Source organism: Hymenobacter aquaticus (assembly GCF_004765605.1).
Taxonomy (GTDB): Bacteria; Bacteroidota; Bacteroidia; order Cytophagales; family Hymenobacteraceae; genus Hymenobacter; species Hymenobacter aquaticus.
Map to the genome: position 1 here is coordinate 661,750 of NZ_SRLC01000002.1, position 24,666 is coordinate 686,415.

The 24,666-nt window shown below is 65.5% G+C and carries 17 protein-coding genes; 8 read left to right on the top strand and 9 right to left on the bottom strand.

Translation table 11 applies throughout. From position 1 onward, the window contains the following. Positions 1-199: 199 nt before the first annotated feature. On the bottom strand, positions 200-1,531 hold the full coding sequence (gene hflX, locus E5K00_RS15550; protein ID WP_135464233.1) for a GTPase HflX: 1,332 nt from the start codon (positions 1,529-1,531) through the stop codon (positions 200-202). Between the two features lie 52 nt (positions 1,532-1,583). Then, complete coding sequence (locus E5K00_RS15555) at positions 1,584-1,928, bottom strand: c-type cytochrome (RefSeq protein WP_135464234.1); 345 nt, start codon at positions 1,926-1,928, stop codon at positions 1,584-1,586. 97 nt (positions 1,929-2,025) lie between these two features. On the opposite strand from E5K00_RS15555, the gene E5K00_RS15560 reads away from it, so the two are divergent. The 3 genes from E5K00_RS15560 to E5K00_RS15570 all read left to right on the top strand — a co-directional run bounded on the left by E5K00_RS15560 (position 2,026) and on the right by E5K00_RS15570 (position 5,257). Further along, positions 2,026-3,147, top strand: coding sequence for a glycosyltransferase family 4 protein (locus E5K00_RS15560; RefSeq protein ID WP_135464235.1), 1,122 nt, complete (start codon positions 2,026-2,028; stop codon positions 3,145-3,147). 68 nt (positions 3,148-3,215) lie between these two features. After that, on the top strand, positions 3,216-3,761 hold the full coding sequence (gene rfbC, locus E5K00_RS15565; RefSeq protein WP_135464236.1) for a dTDP-4-dehydrorhamnose 3,5-epimerase: 546 nt from the start codon (positions 3,216-3,218) through the stop codon (positions 3,759-3,761). Between the two features lie 230 nt (positions 3,762-3,991). Then, complete coding sequence (locus E5K00_RS15570; RefSeq protein ID WP_135464237.1) at positions 3,992-5,257, top strand: hypothetical protein; 1,266 nt, start codon at positions 3,992-3,994, stop codon at positions 5,255-5,257. A 263-nt stretch (positions 5,258-5,520) separates the two neighbouring features. Here E5K00_RS15570 and E5K00_RS15575 read toward each other — a convergent pair whose 3' ends face one another. Then, positions 5,521-6,975 (bottom strand): IS1182 family transposase, encoded by a 1,455-nt coding sequence (locus E5K00_RS15575; protein WP_167856920.1) that lies wholly within the window; start codon positions 6,973-6,975, stop codon positions 5,521-5,523. Positions 6,976-7,331: 356 nt separating this feature from the next. On the opposite strand from E5K00_RS15575, the gene E5K00_RS15580 reads away from it, so the two are divergent. Both E5K00_RS15580 and E5K00_RS15585 read left to right on the top strand, forming a co-directional pair. Next, positions 7,332-8,033 (top strand): helix-turn-helix domain-containing protein, encoded by a 702-nt coding sequence (locus tag E5K00_RS15580; RefSeq protein WP_394346326.1) that lies wholly within the window; start codon positions 7,332-7,334, stop codon positions 8,031-8,033. A gap of 79 nt (positions 8,034-8,112) precedes the next feature. Further along, positions 8,113-8,529 carry a hypothetical protein gene (locus E5K00_RS15585; protein WP_135464240.1) on the top strand — a complete coding sequence of 139 codons (417 nt, stop codon included), beginning with the start codon at positions 8,113-8,115 and terminating at the stop codon, positions 8,527-8,529. Positions 8,530-9,032: 503 nt separating this feature from the next. Here E5K00_RS15585 and E5K00_RS15590 read toward each other — a convergent pair. Continuing rightward, on the bottom strand, positions 9,033-10,325 hold the full coding sequence (locus tag E5K00_RS15590; protein ID WP_135464241.1) for a UDP-N-acetylmuramoyl-tripeptide--D-alanyl-D-alanine ligase: 1,293 nt from the start codon (positions 10,323-10,325) through the stop codon (positions 9,033-9,035). Positions 10,326-10,383: 58 nt separating this feature from the next. Here E5K00_RS15590 and E5K00_RS15595 point away from each other — a divergent pair, with 58 nt between their 5' ends. Then, the gene (locus tag E5K00_RS15595) at positions 10,384-12,681 is read left to right on the top strand and encodes a T9SS type A sorting domain-containing protein (protein ID WP_167856921.1); all 2,298 of its coding nucleotides are present in this window, start codon (positions 10,384-10,386) and stop codon (positions 12,679-12,681) included. A gap of 76 nt (positions 12,682-12,757) precedes the next feature. Here E5K00_RS15595 and E5K00_RS15600 read toward each other — a convergent pair whose 3' ends face one another. The 4 genes from E5K00_RS15600 to msrA all read right to left on the bottom strand — a co-directional run bounded on the left by E5K00_RS15600 (position 12,758) and on the right by msrA (position 19,657). Further along, positions 12,758-13,567 carry an amidohydrolase gene (locus E5K00_RS15600; protein WP_135464243.1) on the bottom strand — a complete coding sequence of 270 codons (810 nt, stop codon included), beginning with the start codon at positions 13,565-13,567 and terminating at the stop codon, positions 12,758-12,760. Between the two features lie 156 nt (positions 13,568-13,723). After that, complete coding sequence (locus E5K00_RS15605) at positions 13,724-14,881, bottom strand: methionine aminotransferase (RefSeq protein WP_135464244.1); 1,158 nt, start codon at positions 14,879-14,881, stop codon at positions 13,724-13,726. Positions 14,882-14,946: 65 nt separating this feature from the next. Beyond that, positions 14,947-18,804 (bottom strand): PAS domain-containing protein, encoded by a 3,858-nt coding sequence (locus tag E5K00_RS15610; RefSeq protein WP_135464245.1) that lies wholly within the window; start codon positions 18,802-18,804, stop codon positions 14,947-14,949. 190 nt (positions 18,805-18,994) lie between these two features. Next, on the bottom strand, positions 18,995-19,657 hold the full coding sequence (msrA, locus tag E5K00_RS15615; RefSeq protein ID WP_135464246.1) for a peptide-methionine (S)-S-oxide reductase MsrA: 663 nt from the start codon (positions 19,655-19,657) through the stop codon (positions 18,995-18,997). A gap of 231 nt (positions 19,658-19,888) precedes the next feature. Here msrA and E5K00_RS15620 point away from each other — a divergent pair, with 231 nt between their 5' ends. Together E5K00_RS15620 and E5K00_RS15625 are read left to right on the top strand one after the other, a co-directional pair. Continuing rightward, positions 19,889-22,771, top strand: a complete 2,883-nt coding sequence (locus E5K00_RS15620) for a TolB-like translocation protein (protein ID WP_135464247.1) — start codon at positions 19,889-19,891, stop codon at positions 22,769-22,771. A 167-nt stretch (positions 22,772-22,938) separates the two neighbouring features. After that, complete coding sequence (locus tag E5K00_RS15625; protein WP_135464248.1) at positions 22,939-23,517, top strand: fasciclin domain-containing protein; 579 nt, start codon at positions 22,939-22,941, stop codon at positions 23,515-23,517. A gap of 84 nt (positions 23,518-23,601) precedes the next feature. Here E5K00_RS15625 and E5K00_RS15630 read toward each other — a convergent pair whose 3' ends face one another. Continuing rightward, on the bottom strand, positions 23,602-24,648 hold the full coding sequence (locus tag E5K00_RS15630; RefSeq protein ID WP_135464249.1) for a ferredoxin--NADP reductase: 1,047 nt from the start codon (positions 24,646-24,648) through the stop codon (positions 23,602-23,604). Positions 24,649-24,666: the final 18 nt, after the last annotated feature.

Consider the following 24,666-nt stretch of genomic DNA (forward strand, 5'->3'; position numbering starts at 1 on the left):
AATGCATGGTATTTTGTATATATTCTAAGTTCTATGACTTTGTGAAGAACAGATGAAAATACTGTCATTACCTTGTTCATGCGGTTTTAGCCCGTTTCCCTAAGCGAGTTGAAGGCAGGAACACCGTTAGTAGGTGCACAAAAAAAGCCCGGCCTGTAGGGGCCGGGCGGGGAATATGTAGTCATGGAGGACGCGGAGATTATTCCGCTTCGTCGTAGCTCTGGTGAGGGTAGCGCTGGGCTTGCAGCGTGGCCACGTGGCGCACCAGCAACGCCCGTAGCTCGTCGATATTCTGGCGCTCCTGGGCCGAAATGAAGATAACCGGGTCGTGCATCTTGGCCATGTAGCTGGCTTCGAGCTGCTCCAGCGTGGGCCGGGGCTCCACGTCTTCGTCGGGGTTCATGCCCTCAAAGCCGCCGTGGTGCTCTTCGGCGCCGCTGTCGTAGCGGTCAATCTTGTTGAAGACCAGCAGCATGGGCTTGTCGGCGGCCTCGATGTCCTTGAGCGTGTCGTTGACGACGGCAATCTGCTCCTCGAACGAAGGGTGGGAAATATCCACGACGTGGACCAGCAAATCGGCCTCCCGGATTTCGTCGAGGGTGCTTTTGAAGCTCTCAATCAGGCGGGTGGGCAGCTTGCGGATAAACCCGACGGTGTCGGAGAGCAGGAAGGGCGTGTTTTCGAGCACCACCTTGCGCACCGTGGAGTCGACGGTGGCGAAGAGCTTGTTCTCGGCAAACACATCGGAGCGGCTCAGCAGGTTCATAATCGTGCTTTTGCCCACGTTGGTGTAGCCCACCAGCGCCACCCGCACCAGTCCGGCGCGCGACTTGCGCTGGGTGAGGCTCTGCTTGTCGAGGTCCTTGAGCTTGTCCTTGAGGAAGGCTATCCGGTCGCGCACCACGCGCCGGTCAGTCTCGATTTCGGTTTCCCCCGGTCCGCGCTGACTCACGCCCCCGCCGCGCTGCTTGTCCAGGTGACTCCACAGGCCGGTGAGGCGGGGCAGCAGGTACTGGTACTGGGCCAGCTCGACCTGGGCCCGGGCCGTGGCCGACTTGGCCCGGCTGGCAAAGATGTCGATGATGAGCAGGCTGCGGTCCACGATTTTGACCTGGAGCTCGGCTTCGAGGTTGCGCAGCTGGGAAGGGGAAAGGTCGTCGTCGAAGATGACCATGCTGGCGTTGCTGTGGCGCACGTAGGCCTTGATTTCCTCGAGCTTACCCTCGCCCACGAAGGTGCGGATGTCGGGCTTGTCGAGACGCTGCACGAAGCGCTTGGTGACCAGGGCCCCGGCGGTTTCGGCCAGGAAGGCCAGTTCGTCGAGGTATTCCTGGGTTTGGAGCTCGGGCTGGCGCTTGTCGGGCACGGCCACTAGCACGGCGGTTTCCTGTTCCAGGGCCGTGTCGTAGGTGCCATCTTTGTTGGCCTTGGCCAGAATGCGGCCCACGCGGCCCGACACGCCGTCGACGGAGCCGGGGTGGCGGGTGCTGTTGCCGGGCTTACGGCCTTTGGAGGACGGTTTATTCGCCATAGAGTGCGGAAGGTGGGAAGAAAAACAGGCGCGGCGCCACGCGGGCCGACGCTTATTTTAGAGTGAGAGAATAGTCAACGACCTGCTGAATCTGCTCGGGGCTGAGCTGGTCTTTAAAGGAGGGCATCTTGCCCAGGCCCTGGGTTACCATATACACGCGGCCGGTGGCATTGAGGTTGCTCTTGGTCAGGTCGTGGGCCCCGTTGAGGCCGAGCTTGCCGTCGGGGCCGTGGCAGACGGCGCAGTTCTGCGCGAACAGGGCCTGGCCGGGCAGCTCGGCCGGAGCCGGGGCCGGGGCCGCCGTTTCGGCCGGGGCGGAAGCGGGCGTAGAGTGGCAGGCCGCCGCCACCGTAAGCAGCAGCGCGGAGGCACACAGAAGGAAAGCCGGGCGAATCATGGGGCGAAGGTACGCAACGCGCCCCGGGCCGCTACTTTTTTGCCGATACCGAAACCGGACCTGCTACCTTTGCAACCCCGAATCCCGAATCAGCAGTATGCGCGTTGCCATTGTCATTAATACGTCCTGGAATATCTGGAATTTCCGCCGGAGCCTGGTCAAAGCCCTGCAGGACGCGGGCCACGAAGTGCTGGCCATAGCCCCGCCCGACGCCTATTCTGAGCGGCTGGAAACCGAGCTGGGCTGCCGCTACGTGCCGATTCTGATGGAAAACAAGGGCACCAACCCCGTAAAGGACGCCCAGCTCACCCGCCGCTTCTACTCCATCTACCGGCGCGAAAAGCCCGATGTGGTGTTGCAGTACACCATCAAGCCCAACATCTACGGCACGCTGGCCGCACGGCTGGCCGGCATTCCGAGCGTGAACAACGTCTCGGGCCTGGGCACCGTGTTTATCGTGCAGAACCTGGTGAGCAAAGTGGCCCTGAGCCTGTACCGGTTTGCCTTCCGCTTCCCCAAGCGGGTGTTTTTCCAGAACGACGACGACCGGCAGCTGTTCTTGCAGCACGGCCTGGTGCGCCCCGACATCACCGACCTGCTGCCCGGCTCCGGCGTCGATACCAACCGGTTCCGGCCCGCCGCCGAGTTTGTGCGCCACGAGCCCTTCACCTTCCTGATGATAGCGCGGGTGCTCTACGAAAAAGGCGTGGAGGAATACTTCGAGGCGGCCCGCCTGGTGCGCGAGGCCATGCCCGGCACCCGGGTGCAGCTGCTGGGCGGCGTGGACGAGTCGGGCAACATCGGGGTGAAGCGCGCCGTGTTCGAGCAGTGGCTCCAGGCCGGTAACATCGAGTACCTGGGCACTTCCGACAACGTGGCCGAGCACATCCAGCGGGCCGACTGCGTGGTGCTGCCCTCGTACCGGGAAGGCACGCCCAAAACCCTGCTCGAAGCCGCCGCTATGGGCAAGCCCATCGTGACGACCGACGTGCCCGGCTGCCGCGAAACCGTGGTGGACGGCCAGAACGGCCTGCTCTGCGAAGTTCGTAGCGCGGCCGACCTGGCCCGGAAAATGCTGCAAATCCAGCGCCTGAGCGCCGCCGAGCTGGAGGCGATGGGCAAAGCCGGCCGGCAGCTGGCCGAGCAGAAGTTCGACGAGCAGATCGTGCTGGATAAATACCTGCGCATCGTGGCGGCCGTGGCCCCGCGTGCGCGCTAGCCCCGGATTCTCCCTACCTTGCCACTCCCTCACACCGTGGCCCCTATTTCAATAACCTCTCTCCCTGAATGGAAATTAAGCATCACGCTCTGGCCGGCGTAATCGAGTTTACGCCTCGGGTATTTGGCGACCCGCGCGGCGCCTTTTTTGAGTCTTTCAGCGCCCGGATTATGCAGGAGGCCGGCGCCGTGGGCAACTGGGTGCAGGACAACCAATCCAGCTCGGGCGTGGGCGTACTGCGCGGGCTGCACTTTCAGCGGCCTCCCCACAGCCAGGCCAAGCTCGTGCGCGTCGCCGCCGGCCGCGTCGTGGACGTGGTAGTGGATCTGCGCCGCTCGTCGGCCACCTACGGGCAGCACGTGAAGGTGGAGCTGGACGCCCGGCGCTGCAACATGCTCTACGTGCCCACCGGCTTCGCCCACGGCTTTATGGCTTTGGAAGAGAATACGCTGTTTCTCTACAAGTGCACCGACTACTACGCGCCCGGCTCCGAGGGCGGCCTGCGCTGGAACGACCCCACGCTGGGCATCGACTGGGGCATCGACGCGCCCCTGGTTTCCGACAAGGACCGGGTGCTGCCCCTGTTTGCCGACTTCGACTCGCCTTTCGAGTAAACTGCCGCGCGGTGGTGGGCGGGGGAGCCGCGGCTCCCGGCAGAGTGCCAAACGGTTCGTTTTACCATAATAAAAGCCCCTGGCCGCCCCGGTTAGGGGCTTTTTCGTGGCCGAGGCGCTGGTCGGCGCGGGTGTAAAGGTCGGTGCCTAGTAGCCCGCCCGGTTATTTCGCTGGCTACTTGCTACTTTGGGCGCATACTATTGGCTATCCGCTAACCGTTGCCTTGCATATGGAAGAACTGAACTCCCCGGCGGCCGAACCCGCGCTGCCCACCACGCCCGAAGCCCGGGCCGCCTACATCAAAGCCGCCCAAACCAAGCCCGACCTGGCCGCCCTGACGCGCCTGTTCGCGGCCGAGCTGCGGGCCAATCCCGCCCTGGCCGAAGCCCTGACACCCTACCTGCCCCAAAGTGAGTCGTTGATCGTGGGCCTGTATGCCAATGCTAAGGCCGCCGCCTTCGTCAAGGGGCCCTTCCTGGCGAAGCAGGCGGAGGCCCGCTTCATCGAGGTGCGCGAGGCGGCGGCCCACGACCTGTGGGAGATTCAGCAGAAAAAGCTGTTCGACCTGCAGTGCCGCTGGCGGGCCGAGCAGATTACGCTGCCCGGCGTGCGCCACACCGAGGAATTTCGGCAGTGGGAGGACTACATCGACCACTGCCCCTGGCTGCCGCCCATCACCGCCGACGAGGTAGCCCTCTACCAGGACTACCTGCGCTCCGACCAGTACGTGCCCAACCAGAACTGGTCCTGGCAAAACTACCGCCAGTTCCGGCGCACCGCCGAAGGGGAGGAGCAGGGTCCCGACGAGGCCGATGGCCCCAACGACGACGACGGCTACGAGGCCGCCACCAGGCGGGGCTACCGCACCCTGCCCGCCTGGTACCAGTACCACAACGAGGCCACCGGCCAGAACCTGCTGCTGACCCTGCCCGACGTGCGCGGCGAAAAGGAGGCCTACTACATCGGGCTGACCGAAGCTGACAAAGCCGAGAAGCTGGCCGCCCAGCGGGCCCGCGGCGACATGGCCGCCTCCCTGCCCTGGCACCCCCTGGTGCTGCACCGCGACGACCTGGCGCCCTACTTCCGGCAGTTTGAGGACCCCGCCGACCTGCCCCGCCTGCTGCGCTGGTATGAGGCCGACCAGCAGGATGAGCGCCGCCGCCACGGCTACCTGTTCGAGGCCAACCTGTGGATTGAGCGGGCCCTGGAAGACCAGACCAACCCCTGGCCCATCGCCGCCCACGCCGACTGGCGGCAGGCGGTTATTGCGGCCGGCATGCGGGCCTGGGGCCACCAGCTGGCCGAGGTGCTGCCCGCCGTGTGGCAGGAGCAAGAGCAGAACCGCGCCCTGGGCCTGCCCCTCACGGGCCCGAAACAGTACGGCGACCAGAAGCCCTTCGCCGAGGTGAACTGGAGCGAGGAAGAAACCTACCACCCCAAGTTTATCCTGCGCGGCCGGGAGCTGGCCGGCGAGCCCCGCGACTTCAATTTCTGAGCGGCGGCGGCGCAGCTGCGCGGTCTGCACCCCAATTTTCCGACCAGATTGAGTTCAGGAAACTCATCGGCAATCCGGGTTAAGTGAACTTTGAAAGGGGAACCAGTTTCCTGAACTCAAACTGGTCCGTAGGACCACTTTGCCATGCCAGTAGACGTGCACGGGCAGCGGTTCAGGAAAAGGAGGGTGGCTGTTGCAGAACTCGTTTCGTTCGGTTCTTTTTCCAGCCCGGGACTGTGCGAGTTTCCATCTGTGCGTCAAGGTCAGGCAGTTGAGCTATACGAGCGCCTGGCAGCGGCCAGTAATGACTGTGGTAGGGCCATGGCCAGGCTCACTTGCCGGTTGAGCCGGTACTTAAGCAGCTTTTTCAGGTTGTAGGCTACGGCCGTGAGCAGCATCGTCTTGTGGGCTCCGGCCTGGCCGCGCACGTTCATCCGGCGCAGGCCGTAGTGGTGGAGCAGATTCCCGAAGACGGGCTCCACCGTGCCCTGGCGCACCCGGCGCATGTGTTGGCCCCGGCGGCTTTGCTGGCGCTGCCAGGCCCGGCGGTACGGCTCGTCGTAGAGCGTGCGGGTGAGCTGCTTGCGCTTAGCCCCGGGCACACAGGTGGGCTTGAGCGGGCACTGCTGGCAGTCTGAGCAGGTGGCCCAGTAGATTTTCAGCCCCGTGCCGTCAGCCGAGGTGTCGTACTTACGAAACGAGAGGACCTTGCCGGCGGCACAGGTGTAGTCGTCGGTTGAGGGCCGGTAAGTAAAGCCCTCGATAGCGGCCTTATAGCGGCCAAAAACCGGGATCCAGGCCGTGACTTGTTGGGCTTCGAGCAGGGCGTAATTGGTGCCGTTGGCGTAGCCCGCATCGGCCAGCAGCTCCTGCATGCGCAGCTGCTGGGACCGTAACCGCTGCTGCAGGCCGGTGAGTAAGCGGGGTAGGTGCAGGCTGTCGCGACTATCGGCCAAATCGGCCTGCACGTGGCTGATCACGCCCTTAGCCGTGTCCACGGCCAGGCTGCAGAGGTAGTTCAGGGCCCGGGCTTTGCCGGGCTTGATGGAGATGCGCGCGTCGGGGTCGGTGGGGCTGTAGTGGGTCTTGTTGCTCAGTAGCCGCGCCTGTTCGTGTTGCGCACCAAGAGCGCCGGTCGGTGCGCCCTGCCGCTGACGTTGCCTCGTGGCTAGTTGGCGCAGCTGGTGCGCCGGAGCCGTCACGGCGGGGGCAGCGGCGGTCGGCTGAGTGGGCTCGCCCGTGGCTAGAAATGGGGCGCTGGTACTCGGCTTCCCCTTTTCCAGCACCGCTTCGAGCGAGGCATTGGCCTTGACCGGGGCAGAGTCCACGGCCTGTATGTCGCCCGCCACCAGGCCCTGGGCCACGCACTGGGCAAAGACGTGGTCGAAGAGGCGCTCAAACACGGCGGCCGGAAACAGCTGACGGGTCCGGCTCACGGTGGAATGCCAGGGCAACTCCTCGTCCACTTCGTAGCCTAGGAAGAAGAGGATGTCCAGCCGCAGGGCGCAGTGCTCGACCAGGCGCCGGTCACTGACCAGATTTTCTAGCCGGCCCACGAGCACGAGCTTAAAGAAGACCACCGGGTCGAGCGAGGGCTGCCCGGTGTGACTATAGAGGGCGCGCGTTTCTTGATAGAGAAATGTCCAGTCCACCAGTTCCGCGAGTCGGCGGTAGAGGTTATGGGCCGGGACCCGTTCGGAGAGCCGAAAACGAGTCACGACCTTGTCGGTAAAATCCTTCCTGCCTTGCATCTTCCTGCTACGAATGCAGCAACTTGCTGGCCAGTACTTCTGCAACAGCCACGGTGGTTTACGTTTTCTGGGAGGATGCCAGCAATATCAATAAAGTGTTCCGGCATATAGCCGGAGCAATTCAGAGGATCTGGACAAGGACAAGCCCACCTACCCAAGCTGCTACCAAACGCGCCTATCCGCTCCCGATTGGGGCCGCCGGGCACCTTTGGGCGTTGCGGGGTGGCTACCGGCTGGCGCGTACCAGCTGGCTTACCCTACCAGCTGGTTGTTAAAAAATAAAAATAAATTTTTCCACAACCAGCCGGTAGGGTAAGCCGTGGTTGTTAAAAAATTTATTTTTATTTTTTAACAACCAATGCTCCACTCGCCCATGTCGCGCCACGCTGACCCTGGCTGCCACCGTACGCCAGCACTTTGGCCTCACACAAGCCGAGCTAGCCGCCTTCGTGGGCGTAAACCAGCAGTTCCTGGCCGCCGTAGAGGCCGGCCGCAAACAGCTCGGCCCCGTTGCCGACCAGCGCCTGCAAGTGCTGGCCCGGCAGCTGCCCCCGCCCGACGGCCACGGCCCCGTGCCCCCGGCCTTCACCGACGGCGACGAGGCCCCGCCGCCCGACCCGGCCGAGGCCGCCGAGGGGCTGGCGGCCCTGCGCCAGCGCCTGGACCGCTGCCAGTGGCTGCGCACCGACCTGACCTACAAGGTGGGGCAGCAGCGCCAGCCCAATCAGGCCCGGCACCAGCGCCGCCGCTGGGCCGTGCGGGTGCTGGGCCCCCTGCTGGCCGCCCCCTTGCCCCAGCCCGACTGGCTGGCTCCCGGCGGCCCCGCCCTGCCGCTGCCGCCCTACCCCCGCGCCACCCCCGACGCGGCCCGCGACACCCACTGGCTCGAAGGGCTGGCCCTGCGCCTGGCCGCCACTACCGCGCCCCTGTCCCCGGCGGCCGCCGCCCTGGCCCGGGCCCGTCTGCGGGGGCTGGAGGCAGAAATTCAAGAACTTACGGCCGCCATCCTTGAGTTTGAGAAATAGGAAATGTAGCTTTAGAAGCCGACGGGTACTCACGCGGTATTGTTAGTGTCTTCTTATCAGTTTTACTACTACGTTTCTCATGAATTACTCCCTTTCGTTGCTCACCACCCGGGCCCAGTGCGACGCCGTGCTGGCCTACGCCAACGCCAAGCTCGGCCTGCTCGGCTACCACGACGCCCAAACCGGCCGCCGGACCAGTAACCTGACTACCTCGGCCACCAGCGACGCGGCCGAGCTGGTCAGCCTCAACGCCTTTATCACGGCCATGACGCCGGTTATTCCCACTCTGCCCGCCGGCAAGAACCGCGAAAAACAAGAAAATGAGCTGCGCGTCAGCACCGACCGGCGCGACGCGCTGCTGGCCCGCCAAGGCCAGCAAGGCCCCGAAGTGCTGCTGGAAGCCGAGGCCGAAAGCGGCCTGATTGACATCCAGGTGCCCTTCATCCAGGACTTTATTGCCCAGGTCACGGCCCACCGGGCCACCCTGAGCGCCTAGCCCGCCCGGCTAGGGTCTCCTACTGAAAAGGCCGCCCCGGAGTACCGGGGCGGCCTTTTTTGTGATAATCCCGCCAGCCCAAGGGAGCCCCATCGGGGCAACATGTGTATAGAAACCCGGGCACCCAACCCAACCAAGCCCCAGCGGGGCGACATGTGTATAGCAATCCGGGCAACTATTCTAACAAAGCCCCAGCGGGGCGGCATGTCTATAGCAATCAGCCCTCGAGCGTTTTTCCGAGCCCCAGCGGGGCGGTACCGGATGCCGCCCCGCTGGGGCTCGGCTGGGTTGCGTGCCTGGGTTGCTATACACATGCCGCCCCGCTGGGGCTCGGCTGGGTTGCGTACCCGGGTTGCTATAGACATGCCGCCCCGCTGGGGCTTGGTTGGGTTGCGTGCCTGGGTTGCTATAGACATGTCGCCCCGCTGGGGCTTGGTTGGGTTGCGTGCCTGGGTTGCTATAGACATGTCGCCCCGCTGGGGCTCGCCCGCCGGTGGGCCGGCTTACACCAGTGGTAGCAGGGTTTCCAGGCCCATGCCCCGGGAGCCTTTGATCAGGATCTGCTGGCCCGTGAGGGGGTGGGCTTCTAACCACTGGGCGGCTGCGGCCTTGGTGGGGAAGTGCAGGAACTCGGGCTTCAGGGCCGCGTGCTGCATGTCGGGGCCCACCAGCAGCACGGTGCCGAAGGGCTGGGCGGCCAGCAGCTCGCCCAGGGCGCGGTGCTCGGCCTGGCTTTCCTCGCCCAGCTCGAACATGTCGCCCAGGATGACCACCTTCCCGCCGGGGGCGGGGCGGGCGGCGAAGCTGGTCAGGGCCGCGGCCATCGACGAGGGGTTGGCATTGTAGGCGTCGAGCACCACCTCGTTGCGGCTGGTGCTCACCAGCTGGGAGCGGTTGTTGGTGGGGGCGTAGCCGGCCAGGGCGGTGGCAATGTCCGGGGTCGGTACCTGGAAGTGGGTGCCCACGGCGGCGGCGGCGGCCAGGTTCAGGAAGTTGTAGCCGCCGGTAATCTGGGCCTCGACTACCGTGCCGTCGTGCAGGCGTAACACCACCTGGGGTGCGGCTGCCAGCAACTCGGCGGGGTAGGTGTCGGCGGGGCCGGGGTAGGTAATCTGCTCCGCCACCACGGCCGCCAGGCCGGGCAGGCGGGCATCGGCGGTATTCACGAAGGCCGTGCCGCCGGTAGCGGCCAGGAAGCGGAACAGCTCACTTTTGCCCTTGGCAATGCCTTCCTCGCCGCCGAAGCCTTCGAGGTGAGCCTTGCCGATGTTGGTAATCAGGCCGTGGGTGGGCTCGGCCAGGTGGCTGAGCAGGTCGATTTCGCCCTGGTGGTTGGCCCCCATTTCCACGATGGCCAGCTCGTGCTCCTGGGTAATGCTGAGCAGGGTGAGGGGCACGCCGATGTGGTTGTTGAGGTTGCCGCGGGTGTACTGCACCCGGTAGCGGCGGCTGAGCACGGCGTGGAGCAGCTCCTTGGTCGTGGTCTTGCCGTTCGAGCCGGTGATGCCGATAACCGGAATGGCCAGCTGCCGCCGGTGGTAGTGGGCCAGCCGCTGCAAGGCCAGCAGCGGGTCGGGGGCGTAGGTGTAGCGGGCCGGGTCGGTGGCGGCCAGCGCCGCGTCGTCGACCACGGCGTAGCGGGCCCCTTTGGCCAGGGCCTGGGGAGCGAAGTCGCGGCCCCGGAACGAGGGGCCGTTCAGGGCCACGAACAGGGTGCCGGTCTGGTCCTGGCGCGAGTCGGTGCTGACGGCCGTGCTCTGCTGAAACCGGGCGTATACTTCCGCAATATCTTCCATGCTGATTGTGCGTACCTTGACGTTACTTTTGTTCTGCTCTAAACGACTCGAACGACCTATGCGCCAACCCTTCGTTACCCTGTTTTTACTAGGCTTATCTGTCGGGCTGCCGCTGGGCGCGGCGGCCCAAACCCCGTTCGGGCTGGAATACCAGTCGGTGGCAAAAGTAGTACACGGCACCGACACGCTGCGCGCCCCCTGGGCCGGGGGCCTGAACACGACGCACTTTTCCAGCATCGACCTCAACGGCGACAACCAGCCGGACCTCTACCTCTTCGACCGGCAGACGCGCCGCTCCCTCACGTTCCTGAACGTGGCCGGCCCCAGCGGCGGCCGCCAGTGGCAGTACGCGCCCGAGTACCAGGCCCTGTTTCCGACCACCGGCCTCAGCAACTGGGTGCAGCTGCGCGACTACGACTGCGACGGGCGGCCCGACCTCTTCACGATGGGCACCATCAGCGGCAGCATCCGGGTGTACCGCAACGTGGCCGGCGCCGACGGCCGCCCCACGTTCCAGCAGGTGAGCGACGAGCTCGAGTACTTCGACCCCGGCCCCAACGGCGGCCTGATCAACATCAACAGCGGCGGCTACAACACCCCGGCTATTGAGGACGTGAACGGCGACGGCCGCCTCGACATCACCACCTTCAACTACATCAACAGCGCCACCATTCACTACTTCGTGAATACCAGCACGGCGGCCTGCGGCGGCCTGTCGTTTCAGAAGGTAACCGACGAGTGGGGCGGCCTGAAAACGTGCTACACCAGCTGCTCGTCGTTTAGCTTCGCCGGCGAGGCCTGCCGCAGCGCGCTCAAGCCCAACCACACCAGCGGCAACAACCTGCTGCCCATCGACCTGGACGGCGACGGCGACAAAGACCTGCTCACGGCCCGCGACAACTGCTCGGAGCTGGTGCGCATCCTCAACGCCGGCACCAGCGGCACGGCCCGCTTCACCGGGGCCGGCGTCAGCGACAATTTCCCGGCCGCGAAGCCCGTGCGCCTGCCCAACTTTCCGGCCCCGTACTCGCTGGACGTGACCTTCGACGGCCGGCCCGACCTGGTGGTGACGCCCAACGTGTTCGACCACCTCGACACCATCGACACCCACCAGACGGTGTGGCTGTATGAGAATACCAGCGCCACCAACGTGCCCAACTTCGCTTTCCGGCAAAACAACTTCCTGCAGAAAGACATGCTGGACGTGAGCGACAAAGCCGCGCCGGCCTTCGGCGACCTGACCGGCGACGGGCTCAAGGACATGCTGATCGGGGGCGTGAGCCGGGCCACGGCCAGCGGCTTCTACCGGGCGTCGCTGTGGTTTTACCAGAACGTGGGCACGGCCGCCAAGCCCGTGTTCAAGCTCATCACCAACGACTACCTGAACTTGGCGGCCAAAAACTACCTGTCGCTGCGGCCGGTGCTGGTCGATCTGAACCGGGACGGGGCCCTGGACTTGGCCTACTCGGCGTTCGGGCACCGCAACAGCTCCTACAACTTCATTGCTTACATCTTTAATACGGCCCCGGCCGCGCAGCCGGCGGCTTTCAACACGGCCTCGCCCACGCTGCTCGAAAACGTGCCGGCCCGCGTCTACGACACGCCCTGCTTTACCGACGTGGACGGCGACGGGTACGTGGACATGCTGCTCAGCAGTAATAGCAGCTCCTTCGACTTTCCGGGCCAGGCCCTGCGCTACTACCGCAACAACGGCAGCCAGCCCCTGAGCCGGGCGTTTGCCTTGGTCAACAATGACTTTGGCCACCTCCGCACCCCCGACGACGAGCGGCCCAACAACCTGGCCGCCACCGTGGCCGACTTCGACCGGGACGGGCAGCCCGACCTGGTCACCATCGACGAGCTGGGGCGGCTGCACTTCTTCAGCAACTACCGCGGCCAGGGCGCCATCTTCCTGGACCGCACCGACGTGCTCTACAATAACACCCTGGGCCGCTTCGAGAACCTGGAGCTGGGCTCCCGCATCGAAAACCTATACACTCTGACCGCCGCCGACGTGAACGGCGACGGGGCCCCGGAGCTGTTCATCGGCACCGAAACCGGTGGCGTAGTCGCCCTGGGCATTCGGGGGCTGATTCTGGGCACCAAGCCGGCCGCCGCCCAGGCCCTGGCCCTGAGCGTGTATCCCAACCCGGCGGCTACCTCCGCCACCATCGAAACGCCCCGCCCCACCCGCCTCGTGGTGCTCGACGTGCTGGGCCGCCCCGTCCGGCGGACCGACGCCACGCTACGCCAGCAGCACACGCTGGACTTGCGCGGCCTGGCCCCGGGCGTGTACCTGGTGCGCGCCGAAGCGGCCAACGGGCAAGCCGGCGTGCAGCGCCTGATTGTGCAGTAACAAAGCGGCGGACTCAGGCCAATAAAAAAGCCTCTGCACCATGGCAGAGGCTTTTTTATTGGCCGCTTCGGAAGAGCTACCCGTGGTGGGAAAGCTCCGATACCGGCTCCCCCAACGAGAAAGTGTCCGCGTCGTTCAGGGCCGGGAACCGCTCCCGGAAGGCTTCCAGGTCGGCGCGGCGCAGGGTACGGGTGATGCTGGTTTCGTGGTTGCCGACTTCCACTAGGTACTCGCCGCGCATGTCGAGCAGGGCCGAGTCGCCGGCGTAGGCCAGGCTGTTGCCGTCGATGCCCACCACGTTCACCCCGATGGTGTACGCCAGGTTTTCGATGGCCCGGGCGCGCAGCAGCGTAATCCAGGCGGTGCGGCGCGAGGCGGGCCAGTTGGCCACGTACAGCAGCAAGTCGTAGGGCGCGGTGCTGGGGTTGCGGCTCCAGACCGGGAAGCGCAAATCGTAGCACACAAGGGGGCAGATGCGCCAGCCGCGCCACTCCTCAATCAGCCGCTCGGTGCCGGCCGTGTACACGTCTTTCTCGCCGGCCACCCCAAACAGGTGGCGCTTGTTGTAGTAGCTCAGCGTGCCGTCGGGTCGCACCCACAGCAAGCGGTTGTAGTAGCGGTCCTGGTCCCGGATAATCAGGCTGCCGGTCACGACGGCGTCGCGGTCGGCGGCCAGTTGTTTCATCCAGGCCACGGTGGGGCCGTCCATGGTTTCGGCCAGGCTGGCGGCATCCATGCTGAAGCCGGTAGTAAACATTTCCGGCAGCACGATCAGGTCGGTGCGAATGGAAATCTCCTCGATATGCTGGCCTAGTTCGGCCCAGTTGGCGGCCGGGTCGTGCCATTGCAGGGAGGCTTGAACGAAGGAAACGGTTAAGTCAGACACGCGCAGTAGGTTGAGGTAGTGAGAAGAGCGTCGGGATTGTATCAAAGAAATATAGCACTTCCTGCGGGAAGAATGCAAGCTATTTCCTGATAGTTCCTACGCCGCTTCCCGTCCCGGTGAAACAACAGTAGCACTTGAATTCGAGAAGGCCGCGCCCTACACCCGGCACAGCCGCTCGGCGGCCAGCCGCAGGGTTTCGTCGCGCTTGGCAAAGCAAAACCGGATCAGCCCCTGGTCCAGGCCATCGTGGTAGAAGGCCGACACCGGAATAACCGCCACGCCACACTCGCGGGTGAGGCGCTGGGCAAAGGCCGCGTCGCCTTCGGCCGAAACTTGGTGGTAGCGGGCCAGGGCAAAGTAGGACCCAGGCACGGGCAGCAGCTCGAAGCGCGACGCCTGTAGCAAGCCCACGAACAAGTCGCGCTTCTGCTGGTAGAAAGCCGGCAGGGTCCGGTACTGCTCGGCGTCGGCCAGCACGTCGGCCAGGGCGTGCTGGGCGGGCGTGCTCACGGCAAAGGTCAGGAACTGGTGCACCCGCCGCACCTCGGCCGTGAGGGCCGGAGGCGCAATGCAGTAGCCCACTTTCCAGCCCGTGGCGTGGTAGGTTTTGCCAAACGACGACAGCACGAAGCTACGCTCGGCCAGGGCCGGCACCTGCAAGGCGCTGTGGTGCCGCTGCCCATCGAAGACCATGTGCTCATACACCTCGTCGCTGAGCAGGAAAGCGTTGGTATCGGCCAGCAGCTCGGCCAGCGTATTCATATCCTGGGCCGAAAGCACCGCGCCCGAGGGGTTGTGGGGCGTATTGATCATCACCAGGCGGGTGCGGGGCGAGAGAGCGGCTTTCACCTGGTCCCAGTCGGGCGTGAACTCGGGCACGCGCAGGGGCACGTAGACCGGCGTGCCGCCCTGCAGCCGGATGGCCGGGCCGTAGAGGTCGTAGGCGGGCTCCAGCACCAGTACTTCGTCGCCGGGGCGCACCACGGCGGCCAGCACGGCGTACAGCGCCTCGGTGGCCCCGCTGGTCACGGTAATTTCGGTGTCGGGGTTGGGGGCCGCCACGCCGTAGACGGCCGCGGTTTTGTGGCTGATGGCTTCGCGCAGGCGGGGCAGGCCGGGCATGGGCGCGTACTGGTGGTGGCCGCTGGTGCGCGCGTGCCGGGCTAGGGCCTCGGTCAGGGCCTGGGGCGGGTCGTAGTCGGGGAAGCCCTGGGCCAGATTGATGGCGCCGCATTCGGCCGCCAGCTGCGACATGACGGAGAAAATACTGGTGCCTACATCAGGCAGCTTAGAGGTCAGGAGCGGTAAGGGCATATACGGGCATACGTACAGCCGGCAAGAAACAACCTGCCGGGCCAGAATTGCCAGCGTTGCCCAAATTATATTGAGAAAACCGGCTCCTGCGGCGCTGCTACCGGGCCGAGGCTGCCCACCGGAATATAAATGCTGAACGTGGTGCCCTTGCCCAGCTGGCTTTCTACCTCGATGCGGCCCCCGTAGCTTTGTACGATGCGGTTGATCAGGTACAGGCCCATGCCCGAGCCGGAAACATGGTCGTGAAAGCGCCGGAACATCTGGAACAGCTGGCTGCCGTAGCGTTCCAGGTCGATGCCCAGGCCGTTGTCGCGGGCGCAGAGCACCAGGTAGTGGTCCTGCTGAACGCTCCAGAGGTGAATGCGCGGCGTGCGTTTCGGGGCCGCGTATTTCAGGGCGTTGCTGATCAGGTTGTAGAGCACGCTCTGCAGGTTGGGCCGCACGAACTGCACGACCGGGGCGGCGGTAAAGTCGGTGGTGACGATGGCGCGCACGTTGGCCAGCTGCTCGCCGATGCTGGCCAGCACCTCCCGGGCCAGGGGTTCCAGCGGCACGGGCTCGGTGGGCAGCTCGTGGCGTAGCTTCTGCACCTGCACCAGCTCGGAGAGGTTATGAATCGTGTCGTCGATCTGCTGCAGGGCCCGCTCAAACATGGTGACGAGCTTCATGGCCTCCGGGTCGCGGAAGTAGGCCGTGCGGGTGAGCTCCTCGAAGATGCCGGCCATGTTGTGAATCGGCTGCCGCAAGTCGTGGGAGGCGGTATACACGAAGTTGTCCAGGTCCTCGTTGATGCGGCGCAGCTCCATGTTTTGCTCCTTGAGCTGCTGCTCGATGCGCTGGGCCTCGGTTACGTCGGTGTTGGTGCCGATCCAGCGTACCACCCGGCCCTGCTCGTCGTGAATGGGTTGGGCCCGCGACAAAAACCAGCGGTACTCGCCGTCTTTGCCGCGCATCGGGAAGGTATCCGTCCAGGGCTGGTCGCTGCCGACGGCCGCCAGCCACTTCTCCCGCACCCGTACTACGTGGTCGGGGTGATGCACTTTTTCCCACCCGAAGCCCTGCATCTCGGCCAGATCGGTGCCGGTATAAGCATACCACTGCTCGTTGTACCAGAAGATCCAGCCGTCGGGGTTAGCCATCCAGGCCAGCTGGGGCATGGCGTTGGCCAGGGTCGTAAACTCCTTCTCGCGCTGGCTCAACGCCATTTCGGCCTGGTGTTGCAGCGTCACGTCCTGCATGGCCCCAATCATGCGGGTGGCCCGGCCGGCCGCGTCGCGGGCCACGTGGCCCCGGTCGAAGACGTGGGCGTAGGAGCCGTCGGCGCGGCGGAAGCGGTAGGCGTCCTGCCAATCGGCCAGCCCCGCGTCGATGGCGGCGTGAATGCCGGCTACCACCCGGGCCGCGTCGTCGGGGTGCAGCTGCTCGTACCACCAGCTCACGTTCGACTCTACCTGCCGGGGCTGGTACCCGAACACCCGCTCAATGGCCGGGTTCCAGGTCACCGCGTCGGTCAGCAGGTCCCAGTCCCAGATGGCGTCGTTGGTGGCCAGGGCCGCCAGCTCGTAGCGTTCCTGGCTCCAGCGCAGCGTGGCCTGAATTTGCTTTTGCTCGTGAATGTCGGTGGTCGAGCCGTACCAGCGCACCACGTGGCCGAGGTCGTTCAGCACCGGCACGGCCCGGCTCAGGTGCCAGCGGTACTCGCCATCGTGGCGGCGCAGGCGCAGCTCCCCGCTCCAGATCTGGCGGGCCGCCAGCGCCCCCGCGAAGGAGTCGTTGGTGGCGGCCACGTCGTCGGGGTGCATGGCTTCCTGGAGCAGCCTGGCCAGGTTGTCGGTGGCGGGCTGGCCGGTGTAGGCAAACCACTGCGGACTCAGGTAGGTGGGCTCCCCGGCGGGCTGGCTGGTGTAGGTTATCTGGGGCAGCGCCTCGGTCATGACGCGCATTTCCTCGTCGCGCTGGCGCACGGCCGCGTCCAGGGCCAGGGCCCGGCGCCGCGACAGAACCCGGTCCGTCACCTCAATGGCAAATACCAGAATGCCCTGAATCTGGCCCACCTCGTCGCGCAGGGGCTGGTAGGTGAAGTCGAGGTAGCGGGGTTCGGGCTGGCCGGTGTGCTCGTTTTCAATCAGCGTGAGCTGCTCCAGGCCGTAGTAGGGCTGCCCGCTGGAATACACCTGCTGCATCAGGGCCACGAAACCCTGCTCTTCCACCTCGGGCAGGGCCTCGGCAATGGGCACGCCCGACACGGCGCGGGGCCCATACAGGCGCTGCATCCCGTCGTTGACGAAGCCGATGACGTGGTCGGGCCCGAGCAGGGTGCCGATGTTGGCCGGAATCTGGCCCATGATGCGGCGCAGCAGCCGGTCTTTCTGCTGCATCTGGTCGCGCGCCTGCCGGCTTTCGTCGATGTCGGTGTTGGTGCCCACCCAGGAAATCAGCTGGCCCGTGTCGTCGTGAATGGGCTCGGCGCGGGCCAGAAACCAGCGGTACTGCCCGTCGCGGCCGCGCCAGCGGTGCTCGGTTTCGAAGCGGGTGCCGCGCCGCACGGCCGCGGTCCAGCGCTCCACGGTGGTGGGCAGGTCGTCGGGGTGCACAAACGGGCCCCAGTCCTGCAGCTCCGAAAAGTGGCTGCCGGTGAAGTCGTACCAGCGCTGATTGAAGTAGGTCACGGTGCCATCCGGGGCCGACACCCACGCCATCTGGGGCAACGATTCGAGCAGCTTGCTGAACTGCGTGTTGCTTTGCTGCAGGGCCTGCTCGGTGCGCTTCTGGTCGTCGATGTCGGTGGCCGCGCCCACCCACTGGGTGAGGTGGCCGGCCGCGTCGTAGGCCGGCACGGCCCGCACCAGAAACCAGCGGTACTTGCCCGTCGCCGCCTGGCGCATCCGCATTTCCAGCTCGAACGGCTGCTGGGCGTCGAAGGTGAGCAGCTTCACTGCCCGGGCCCTGACGATGTCGTCGGGGTGGGCCAGGGCGCTCCATTTGCCCAGCCGCGACTCGGCCACTCCCAGGCCCAGATACTGCTCCCAGTAGGGGTTGACGTAGTCGATGAGGCCGGCCGCGTCGGTGGTCCAGATGAGCTGGGGCTGCACTTCGGCCAGCACCTGAAAGCGCCGGGCGTGCTGCTGGGCCTCGCGCTCGGCCTGCCGCTGCTGGGTGACGTCCTGCATGGCCCCGAGCAGGCGCACGGCCCGGCCCGCGGCGTCGCGCACGATGTAGGCGCGGTCCAGCACTTCGGCCCAGGAGCCGTCGGCGCGCCGAAACCGGTACTCATCGTTGAGCACCGAGCCGCTGCCCGCCATCGTAGCAATGCGGGCGGCTTCCACGGCGGCCCGCTCCTCGGGGTGCACGTGCTGCTGCCAGAGCTGCGAGTCGGGAGCCAGCCCGGCCGGGTGGCCAAACAGCGTGGTGAACATCTCGTTGCGCCACACGGTGCCGGTGCGCATGTCAATGTCCCAGATGGCGTCGTGGGTGGCCTGGGTGAGCAGGTTGAAGCTTTCCCGGCTGAAGCTGCCCCGCTCTTCGGCCAGCACCTGCTGGGTGACGTCGAGCACGCGGCACACCACGTGGCGCAGCTGCCCCTGCTCCACGATGGGCCGCAGCGTGGCCTGCCAGTAATGGGTGGTCATGGAGCCGTCGTGGTGGGGCACGTCGTAGCGCTGGGTGGCTACCGGGCGGGTGTCGAGGTGCTCCAGGACTTCGCGCAGGGCGGTGCGCCACAAGCTGGCCGTATACTCGGGTCCGGCTACGGAAGCCGGCAGAATATCCAGCACCTCCACCCCGATCAGCTCGGCGGCCGGGCGGCGCAGGATGCGGCACGCCCCTTCGTTGACAGCCTCTATGGCCAGCGCCGGCGACAAAATCAGGTGCGGGGTCGGGAGCGAGTCAAAGATGAGGTGAAAGTCGACGGTGGCAGCGGGCATAGGAATCTAGCAACGAAGGATAAACAGCCGATTTCTTGCGCCCGGCAACAACGGGAAACAGCAATCCAGGCAAATATAAGTCCGCCCGCAGACAATGAAGCCCAACCGGAGGGAATAAACCCGGCCGCCCGGAGGCGGGTGCGGGGGGCAGCAAAAACGAGCCCCGGCCGTTGGGGGCCGGGGCTCGTTTTTACTGCGTATTCAGCTGATCTTTAAAGGCCTTGCGAAACTTCTCGATTTTGGGCGTCGACACCGACTGAATGTAGGGGTTGTCGGGGTGGAGGCGGTAGTAGCCCTGGTGGTAGTCTTCGGCGGGCCAGAACTGCTGGAAGGGCACCACCTGGGTCACGATGGGGGCGGCGTAGTGCTTGGAGGCATCCACCCGCTTAATGGTGGCTTCGATGAGCTGCTTTTCCTGGGGCGTGCGGTAAAACGCCACCGAGCGGTACTGCCGGCCCGCGTCGGGGCCCTGGCGGTTGAGGGTCGTGGGGTCGTGGCCGGCCAGGAAAAACACGTCGAGCAGCGTCTGGTAGCTGATCTGCTTGGGGTCGTAGTACACCTGGATGGACTCGGCGTGGCCGGTTTGGCCGCTGCTCACCTGCTCGTAGGTGGGGTTCTTTTCCGGGCCCCCGGCGTAGCCCGACACCACTTGCCGGACGCCGCGCAGCTCCTCGAAAATTTCTTCGGTACACCAGAAGCAGCCGCCCGCGAAGGTGGCCACGGCCAGGCCGCGCAGGTCTTTGGGTTCGGCGCCGGCGGTAGAGCGGCGGAAGGTCTGGGCGTCGGAGCGGTTCTGGGAGCAGGCTGCCAGCACCAGCACCAGGCCCAGGAGGTAGATTTTCAGTTGTTTCATCACGGCTTACCTACGAAAACGCCGCTGGTTTGGTCTGGCCCCGGGGCCAGGAATTTGGCCGGGGCCGGCACCTCGCGGCCCGCCAAGCAACAACTAGAGCAAGTGTCAGGTTTGCCGTTAAATTTGCCTGAGTGCGGCCGGTCGGCCTTTCCCGGCCGCTGCCGCCTTTCGCCCGCCTTTCCAGCCCGGCGCGCCGCATTGTCGGCAGTGCGCTTCTTCCCCGATGTCGTAATGTCCAAGTTCCTGCTGGCTGCCGTGGCCGCTACCGTAAGCTGCCTGCCGGCCCTGGCGCAGCCGGCTTTGCCCGTGTTGCCCCAAAACCCGACTTCCCTGCGCTGGTACCAGGTGCGCACGCCCCACTTCCAGGTGCTCTACCCCGAGGGGTTTGGGCCCCAGGCCCAGCGCACGGCCCGGCGCCTCGAGCAGGTGTATAGCCCGGTGAGTGCCTCCCTGGAAAAGGAGCCCCGGCCCGTGTCGGTGATTTTGCAAAACCAGACCACGGTCAGCAACGGCTTCGTGACCATCATTCCGCGCCACTCCGAGTTTTTCACCACCATGCCCCAGGACCCGTTCCTGACCGGCACGCTCGACTGGCTCGACCAGCTTGCCATCCACGAGTACCGCCACGTGGTGCAGTACGAAAAAGGCCAGCAGGGCCTGGGGCGGCTGGCTTACTCGCTCTTCGGCTACGGCGGGCTGGGCGTGGTCACGCTGGGCATTCCCGACTGGTTCTGGGAGGGCGACGCGGTGGGCACCGAAACCCTGCTCACGCGCAGCGGCCGGGGCCGGATTCCGTACTTCGACCTGGGCCTGCGGGCCAACCTGCTGGCCGGCCGGCGCTTCAGCTACAGCAAGGCCGTGGCCGGCTCCTTCCGCGACAATGTGCCCAACCACTACGTGCTGGGCTATTTTCTGACCACCAACTACAAGCGCACCAACGGCGCCCGGGCCTGGAGCGAGGTGCTGAACCGCTACTACCGGTTTCCGATCTACCCGTTCTCGTTTTCCAACAGCCTGAAGCACGCCTCGGGCCACGGGCTGCGCGTGGATGACCTCTACCAGCGCACCATGCAGCAGCTCGACTCGACGTGGCGGGCTCAGCAGCAGCAGCTGACGTTGACCAACGTGGCCGAGTTCCGGACGCGGGCCGAGCCCCGGGTGTTTACCGAGTACCAATACCCGCAGTACGTTACCGACAGCACGGTGCTGGCCGTGAAAGTCGGCCTCGGCGACATCTCCCAGCTGGTGCTCCTGAGCCGCCAGGGAGCTGAGCGGCGGGTGTTTGTGCAGGGCCCGGTGAACAACCCCGAGCTGCTGTCGGTGGGCGGGGGCAAGGCCTGCTGGCTGGAGTTCCGGCCCGACGTGCGCTGGGGCCAGCGCGTGTACTCCGACATCAAGGTGCTGGATCTGACCAGCGGGCAGCTCACCCGCCTCACCACCCAGGCGCGCTACACTACCGCCGCTCTGTCGCCCGACGGCCGCACCCTGATTGCCGTGCGCGCCACTACTGACTACCAAAACCAGCTGGTGGTACTGGACGCGCGCACCGGCCAGGAAAAGCGCGTATTGCCCAACCCCGCCAACGACTTCTACCTGCAGCCGCGCTGGCGCGCCGACGGCCGCTCCATCGTGGTCGTGACCTTGCAAGCCGGCGGCAAAACCATTGAAACCATCGACACCGAAACCGGCCAGCACCAGGCCCTGCTGCCCGTAAGCAACGTGAACCTGAGCCACCCCCAGCCCTGGGGCGACTACGTGCTCTGCAACTCGCCGCAGTCGGGCATCGACAACCTCTACGCCCTGGATACCCGCTCGGGCCAGGTGCGCCAGGTTACGTCGCGGCCCCTGGGGGCCTACCACGCCGCCGTAGCTCCCGACGGCCGCCACCTAGCCTTCCACGATTTCCGGGCCGAGGGCGCGCGGGTCGTCGAAATGCCGTTGCAGCCCGATACGTGGCCAGCCGCCCCGGCTGCCCCCGCCACGCCCGCCGCCTACACCGACCCGTTGCTAAGCCAGGAACCCGGCGCGGCTACGGTGGGCGCGGTGCTGCCCGGCGCGGCGGCTCCCGAAGCCGCACCCCTGGCCACGGCGCGCTACCACCGGCTCAGCCACGCCTTCAACGTGTTCAGCTGGGGCCTGATTCAGGCGCCAACGGGGCAGGGCCTGAGCGTGGGCATTCGCTCCCAGGATATTCTCAACACTACCCAGGCCGTGGTGGCCGCCGGCTACGACCAGACCGAGCGCACCACCAACGTTTCGGCCAACGTAAGCTACCAGGGCCTGTTTCCGGTGCTGGATCTGGGCTTCCAGCGCGGGGGCCGGCGCGCGTCGCAGTACATCGACCGGCGCCTGCCCGTCGACAGCCTGCGCTCCGACCGGTGGACCTACAACCGCTTCACGGCCGGGGTGCGCCTGCCCTTCAACTTTACCCGCTCCAAGTACCAACACGGCCTCACGCTGGGTGCCTACTACAGCGGCGAGCAGGTGCAGGGCTACGATTTGCCGGTGCGCTTCCTCGACGAAGTCGGGTTTGGTAAAAGTCTGCACGCGCTGAACTACACCCTGGCTTACTCGCACACGCTGCGGCAAAGTAAGCGCGACATGGCCCCGCGCTGGGGCCAGGCCCTCACGGCTTCCTGGCGCAATACGCCCTTCGGCGTGGGCCTGCCGGCCCGGCAGTGGGCCGTGTTTGGCAGCCTCTACCTGCCCGGTCTGGGCAAGCACCACTCGTTGCGGCTGCGCGGCGGCTACCAGGACCAGCAGCAGCGCCTCTACCAGTTCAGCCCGGCCGTGTTCTATCCGCGCGGCGAAGGCTACGTGAGCTTCAACCAGCTGCGCGTGGGCAGCGTGGAATACCGCCTGCCCCTGGCCGACCTGCACCTGGAGCTGGGCCGGCTGCTGTACGTGCAGCGCATCAAGGCCATGGGCTTCTTCGATGCCGCCGTGGGCCGCAACACCATCGACCGGCAGTACCGCACGACCGGCCTCGACGTGTCGTTCGTGTTCAACCCGCTGCGGCTGCGCACCCCGCTCGAAGCTGGGTTCCGGACCATCTACAACGTGCGCACCGGCCAGTGGCAGGTGCAGCCCCTGGTGCTGGATATTGGCTTCTGATTTTTTTGTTGATTGGTATACTATTGATTTAAAGTGCTTTGATGCGCAGGTTAGGGGTTCGAAAACCTAAGCTCAACCAAGAAATATTCGGGTTCTGAAATCCGGTGGGGAAAGGGGCTGCGTAAGTGCCCGCAGTTCCGATCCAACCTTTTTCTGCAAAAAGAACCATGAAAAAAAATCTGTTTTCCCTCGCCCTCGTTGCCCTGCTGGGCGCTGCCAGTGTTCAGTCGGCTTCGGCCCAGGCCAAGATGACGCCCGCCGGTACCGTGATGGTCGGTGGTGAAGCCATGTACGCCAACAAGAACATCGTGGAAAACGCGGTGAACTCGAAGGACCACAAAACCCTGGTGGCCGCCGTGAAAGCCGCCGGCCTCGTGGAAACTCTGCAGGGCAAAGGTCCCTTCACCGTATTCGCCCCCACCGACGCGGCCTTCAACGCCCTGCCCGCCGGCACCGTGGAAACCCTGGTGAAGCCCGAGAACAAGGCTACCCTCACCAAAATCCTGACCTACCACGTGGTAGCCGGCAACATGACGGCCGAGAAGATTATGGCCGCCATTAAAGCCGGCAAAGGCACCGCCACGCTGAAAACCGTTAGCGGCGGCGCCCTCTACGCCACCATGAACGGCCCCAAAAATGTCGTGCTGACCGACGAGAAAGGCAACGTATCCAGCATTTCGACCTACGACGTGATTCAGAGCAACGGCGTGATTCACGTAATCGACAAAGTGTTGATGCCCAAATAAGTAACGTACCCGTCTACTTCATCAGGTAGATTTTCCTCCCGAAAAAGCCCGGCTCCCTGAGCCGGGCTTTTTTTGTGCGGGTTGCTACGTTATTTCCAGCGTCGCGGGGCCGCCCACGGGGTAGCCGGTGCAGGTAAGCACCAGGCCCCGGGTGGTTTCCCGCTCGGTCAGCACTTCGTTGGTGGCCATCCAGATGGTGCCCTGGGTGCAGCGGGCGGCGCAGTTGCCGCACTGCCCGGCCTCGCAGCTGTAGGGTAGCACCAGGCCCTGCCGCCGGGCCGCCTGCAAGATCGTCTGCGGATACTGCACCAGCACCCGGTGCTCCTGGCCCCGCAGCCGGATGGTGACGGGGTGGGCGTCGGTGTCGGGCGGGATGCTGTGGGGCACGGTGGCCGCGCCGGTATTGAACAGCTCGCGCCGGATGTGGCTGAGCGGCAGCCCGGCTTCGTGCAGGCCGTAGGTGCCCATGCGCATGTAGTTCAGCGGCCCGCAGAGGTACGCCAGCGTCTGGGCCGGCGGGGTGGGGGCGTACCGGGCCACCAGGGTTTCGAGCAGCTCCTTGTGCAGGTGGGCCCGGGCCAGGTTGGGGTCATTGCTGTAGAGCAGCTCCAGGTGCAGCTGCGCCGCATACTGCCCGGCCAGCTGCGCCAGTGCGGCCCGGAAAATGGTGGTGGCCGGCGTCCGGTTGCTGTAGACGAGCAGCACCCGCAGGTGCGGGTAGTCGCGCAGCGCGGTTTTGAGCAGGGAAAAAATGGGCGTGATGCCGCTGCCCGCCGCCAGCAGCACCAGCTGCCGGTACCGGCCAATATCCTCGGGCAACGTGAAAAAGCCGGCTGCGCCCAGCGTAAGCAGCGGGTCGCCGACGCGGGCCTGGTCAATCAGGCGGCGGGAAAGCAGGCCGTTGTCCACGCGCTTTACCGTGATGGTCAGCGGCTCGTGCCAGGCCGGGGCCGAGCTGATGGAGTAGGAGCGCCGGATTTCCTGGCCGTGCTGCTGGTGCACCAGCGTGAGGTACTGGCCGCTCTGGTACTGGATTTCCTGGCCGGGCGGGGCCGCCAGCACGAAGCTTTTGGTATCCGGGGCCTCCTCCCGGATTTCCTGGATGGTGAGAGTGGTGTAGGGCGAAGTCATGCGCGGACTGGGCAAAAA